The 4,918-nt window shown below is 69.6% G+C and carries 3 protein-coding genes; all 3 read left to right on the top strand.

What is annotated here, in order from left to right; genetic code table 11:
- The first annotated feature begins 188 nt into the window (after nt 1-188).
- The 3 genes from AB0K00_RS57535 to AB0K00_RS57525 all read left to right on the top strand — a co-directional run bounded on the left by AB0K00_RS57535 (nt 189) and on the right by AB0K00_RS57525 (nt 4,782).
- Nucleotides 189-1,307: an RICIN domain-containing protein gene (locus tag AB0K00_RS57535; protein ID WP_363540149.1), complete on the top strand. Its 1,119-nt coding sequence runs from the start codon at nt 189-191 to the stop codon at nt 1,305-1,307.
- Nucleotides 1,308-1,435: 128 nt separating this feature from the next.
- Nucleotides 1,436-2,956, top strand: coding sequence for a ricin-type beta-trefoil lectin domain protein (locus tag AB0K00_RS57530; RefSeq protein WP_363540153.1), 1,521 nt, complete (start codon nt 1,436-1,438; stop codon nt 2,954-2,956).
- 77 nt (nt 2,957-3,033) lie between these two features.
- Nucleotides 3,034-4,782: a family 43 glycosylhydrolase gene (locus AB0K00_RS57525; protein WP_363540151.1), complete on the top strand. Its 1,749-nt coding sequence runs from the start codon at nt 3,034-3,036 to the stop codon at nt 4,780-4,782.
- Nucleotides 4,783-4,918 lie beyond the last annotated feature (136 nt).

The following is a 4,918-nucleotide window of genomic DNA, read 5'->3' as shown; positions in this document are numbered from 1 at the left end:
GACCAGACCAAGACCATCGACCCGTGCAACCTGCAACTGCTCTACCAGGGCCGCAGCCCCAGCTCCGGCGGCGACTACGGCCTCCTGCCCTACCGTCCCGGCGTGCTGACCCTGCAGCGCTAGCCCCATCGGATCACCGGCCGGCCGCCTCCGGGCGGCCGGCCCTTCCACCCCCAGGAGGCACCGCCATGCGCACGGCACGACATTGGCTCATCGCCGCGGCACTGACCGCCGCACTGACCGCGGCCGGCGCCGCGGTCCTCACCGCACCCGCGTCGGCGGAGTCCAACGGCGGCGTGCGGGTCATGCCGCTCGGCGACTCGATCACCGAGGGCACCCAGGTCCCCGGCGGCTACCGGATCGGCCTGTGGCAGCGGCTCGCCGCGGGCGGCTACCGCAACGACTTCGTCGGCTCCCAGTTCAACGGCCCCGCATCCCTGTGGGACCACGACCACGAAGGCCACCCGGGATGGCGGATCGACCAGATCGATGCCAACATCAGCGGCTGGCTGCGCAACACCACCCCGCGCACCGTCCTGCTGCACATCGGCACCAACGACGTGCTGCAGAATTACAACGTCTCCGGCGCGCCCGGCCGGCTCTCCACCCTTGTCGACCACATCACCGCCGCCGCGCCGAACGCCGACGTGTTCGTCGCCAGCATCATCCCGATCAGCAACAGCGGCCAGGAGACGGCGGCCCGGAACTTCAACGCGACGATCCCCGGCATGGTGCAGAGCAAGGTCAACGCCGGCAAGCGGGTCCACTTCGTCGACATGCACGCCGCGCTCACCACCGGCGACCTCATCGACGGTGTCCACCCGACCGCGGGCGGCTACGACAAGATGGCCGCCACCTGGTACACGGCGCTGCGCGCGGTGCCGGGCAGCATCGGCGACCCGTCGACCCCGACCAGCCAGCCCCCGGGCAACGGCACCGCGCTGGTGAGCGCCGCGTCCGGGCGCTGCCTGGACGTGCCGAACAGCAGCGCCACCAACGGCGTCCAGCCGATCATCTACGACTGCAACGGCAACGCCAACCAGAGCTGGACCCTCAACGGTCAGGCCCTGCAGTCGCTCGGCAAGTGCCTCGACTCGCCGACCGGCGCCACCGCCGGCACCAAGGCGCAGCTGTGGGACTGCCACGGCGGCACCAACCAGCGCTGGAACCTCAACAGCAACGGCACGATCAGCAACGCGCAGTCGGGCCTGTGCCTGGACGTGCGCAGTAACGCCACTGCCAACGGGACCGTCGTGCAGCTGTGGACCTGCACCGCCGCGGCGAACCAGCGCTGGACCAGGAGGTGACCATGAAACGACTGACACGACTGACAGGACTGCTCGCCGCGGCACTGCTGCTGGTGGGCGGCATCACCACCGTCCTGCGCGGCCCTGACGCGCAGGCCCTCGAGAACGGCGTGGCCCGCACCCCACCGATGGGCTGGAACAGCTGGAACACCTTCGGCTGCAACATCAGCGAGTCGCTGATCCAGCAGATGGCCGACGCGATCGTCAGCAGCGGCATGCGGGACCTCGGCTACAAGTACGTGGTCGTCGACGACTGCTGGATGAACTCCACCCGGGACGGGCAGGGCAACCTGCAGGCCAATGCCAGCCGGTTCCCGAGCGGGATGAAGGCCCTCGGCGACTACCTGCATGCCCGCGGTCTGCTCTTCGGCATCTACCAGGCGCCGCTGGACAAGACCTGCGCGCAGTACTTCAACAGCTACCCGGGCGCGACCGGCGCCCAGGGCCACGAGGCGCAGGACGCGCGCCAGTTCGCCGCCTGGGGCGTGGACTACCTCAAGTATGACTGGTGCTCGCCCAGCGGCTCGATCAGCGAGCAGGTCACCACGTTCGCGAAGATGCGGGACGCGCTCGCGGCGACCGGCCGGCCGATCGTGTACAGCATCAACCCGAACAGCATCCACGCCAAGACGGGCCCGCAGCGCAACTGGGGCGACGTGGCGAACATGTGGCGCACCACCGAGGACATCACCAACACGTGGGACAGCGGCCAGACCAACGGCTACCCGATGGGCATCCAGAACATCGTCAACGTCACCGTCCCGATCGCCTCCTACGCCGCGCCGGGCCGGTTCAACGACCCCGACATGCTCGAGGTCGGCCGCGGCGGCATGAACGACACCGAGATGCGCAGCCACTTCGCCCTGTGGGCGGTCATGGCCTCGCCGCTCATCGCCGGCAACGACATCCGCTCCCAGAACGCCGCGACCGCGACGATCCTCAAGAACCAGAACCTCGTCGCGATCAACCAGGACAGCCTGGGCCTGCAGGCCACGCAGGTGTCCAACGACGGCACCCGCCGGGTGCTCGCCAAGCGGCTGTCCAACGGTGACGTCGCCGTCGCCCTGTTCAACCAGGGTGGCTCGACCACGACGGTCAGCACCACCGCGGCGGCGGTCGGCAAGTCGGGCAGCTCGTTCACGCTGCGCGACGCCTGGAGCAACGCCACCAGCACGACCAGCGGCGCCATCGCCGCGTCGGTGCCCGCGCACGGCACGGTGGTGTACCGCGTCAGCGGCGGCGGCACCAGCTCGCCGAGCACGCCACCGGCCACAGGCACGACGCTCGTCAGCGCCTCCTCCGGACGCTGCCTGGACGTGCCGAACGGCAGCACCACCAACGGCACGCAGCCGGTCATCTGGGACTGCAACGGCGGCGCCAACCAGCGCTGGACGGCCAGCGGCCAGACGCTCCAGGCGCTCGGCAAGTGCCTCGACGCGCCGCTGAACGCGGCGGCAGGCGCGAAGGTGCAGCTGTGGGACTGCAACGGCGGCACCAACCAGCAGTGGACGCTCAACACCGACGGCACCGTCCGCGGCGCCGCGTCCGGGCTGTGCCTCGACGTGGATCACAACCTCACCGCGAACGGGACTGTGGTGCTGCTGTGGACGTGCACCGCCGCGGCGAACCAGCGTTGGACGAGGGGATGAGGATGCGACGTCTCGCAGGCCTGCTCACCGCGGGTCTCCTGGTGGTGGCCGGCACCGTCGCCGTGGTGGCGGTGTCGATGCCGTCGGCGCGGGCTGACAACCCGATCGTGCAGACCGTCTACACGGCCGACCCGGCACCGCTGGTGTACAACGGCCGCGTCTACCTGTACACCGGCCACGACGAAGACAACTCGACCTACTTCACCATGAAGGAGTGGCGGGTCTACTCGACCGCCGACATGGTGAACTGGACCGACCACGGCTCGCCGATGAGCCTCACCACGTTCAGCTGGGCCAGCGCCAACGCGTGGGCCGGGCAGGTCGTCAACCGCAACGGCAAGTTCTACTGGTATGTCCCCGTGACGAACCGGGCGACCGGCCGGATGGCCATCGGCGTCGGCGTCTCCACCAGCCCCACCGGACCCTTCACCGACGCGATCGGCCGGCCGCTGGTGGAGAACGGCGAGATCGACCCGACCGTCTTCATCGACGACAACGGCCAGGCATACCTGTACTGGGGCAACCCGAACCTGTGGTATGTGCGGCTGAACACCGACATGATCTCCTACTCCGGTTCGGCGACCCAGATCCCGCTCACCACCGCCGGGTTCGGCACCCGCACCGGTAACGCGAGCCGCCCCACGCTGTATGAGGAAGGACCGTGGGTGTACAAGCGAAACGGCTTGTACTACAACGTGTTCGCGGCGAAATGCTGCTCGGAGTTCATCGGCTACTCCACCGCCTCCGGGCCGACCGGACCGTGGACCTACCGCGGCACCGTCATGCCCACCCAGGGCGGCAGCTTCACCAACCACCCCGGGATCGTCGACTTCAACGGCGGCTCGTACTTCTTCTACCACAACGGCGCGCTGCCGGGTGGCGGCGGCTACACCCGGTCCGTCGCGGTGGAGAAGTTCAGCTACAACGCCGACGGCACCATCCCGACGATCACGATGAGCAGCGGGGGAGCGCCACAGGTCGGCACGCTGAACCCGTACGTGCGCCAGGAGGCCGAAACCATCGCCTGGGAGTCCGGCGTCGAGACCGAACCCTCCAGCGAAGGCGGCATGAACGTCGGCTGGATCGAGAACAACGACTCCATCAAGGTCAAGGGCGTCGCGTTCGGCACCGGCGCGACATCGTTCACCGCCAGGGTCGCGTCCGCGACCAGCGGCGGGCGCATAGAGCTGCGCCTGGACAACGTCAACGGCACGCTCGCCGGCACCTGCACCGTCGGCGGCACCGGCGGCTGGCAGACCTGGACGACCGTCACCTGCCCGGTCAGCGGCGCCACCGGAACCCACGACCTGTACCTCAAGTTCACCGGTGGCAGCGGGAACCTGTTCAACGTCAACTGGTGGCAGTTCGCCACGACCAACGGCGGCGGCGGGGACCTGATCACCAACGGCACCATGGAGAACGGCACCACGGGGTGGACGGTGTTCGGCAGCGGCACGCTGGCGTCGAGCACGACCGCCCACGCGGGCTCCCAGTCCTTGCAGCTCACCGGCCGGACGGCCGCGTGGAACGGCCCCGGCCAGGACATGACGTCGAAGCTGACGAACGGCGGGAGCTACACGGTGAACGCCTGGGTCCGTGCTGCCAGCGGCACACCCAGCGCGAAGGTCATGCTGGTGGTGACCGCCAACGGCACGACCAGCTATGTCCAGCTGGCGCCGGCGACCGCAGTCAACTCCAGCGGATGGACCCGGCTGACCGGCACCGCCACCGTGTCGTGGAGCGGCACGCTGACCGGCGCGACCTTCTACGTGGAGACCACGACCGGCACCGACAACCTCTACCTCGACGACGTCTCGCTGCAGTAGACCATGACCGCCGGCGCTGCGGTGCGGGGCCGCGGGGGGGCGCAAAACCCCGCCCGGCCCCCCCGAGCCGGCGCGGGGCGGGGGGGGGCCCCGGCCCCCCCAACAACCCAAGGCGCCGCGCGGCGGCGAGGTAGGT

Source organism: Dactylosporangium sp. NPDC049525, assembly GCF_040676755.1.
Lineage (GTDB): Bacteria > Actinomycetota > Actinomycetes > Mycobacteriales > Micromonosporaceae > Dactylosporangium.
This window is presented reverse-complemented; position numbering and strand designations above follow the sequence as displayed.

What these genes read in the sequence shown, in the direction of transcription:
- AB0K00_RS57535 (WP_363540149.1), top strand. Translation starts at nt 189, where the DNA reads ATGCGCACGGCACGACATTGGCTCATCGCCGCGGCACTGACCGCCGCA.
- AB0K00_RS57525 (WP_363540151.1), top strand. Translation starts at nt 3,034, where the DNA reads ATGCCGTCGGCGCGGGCTGACAACCCGATCGTGCAGACCGTCTACACG.
- AB0K00_RS57530 (WP_363540153.1), top strand. Translation starts at nt 1,436, where the DNA reads ATGGGCTGGAACAGCTGGAACACCTTCGGCTGCAACATCAGCGAGTCG.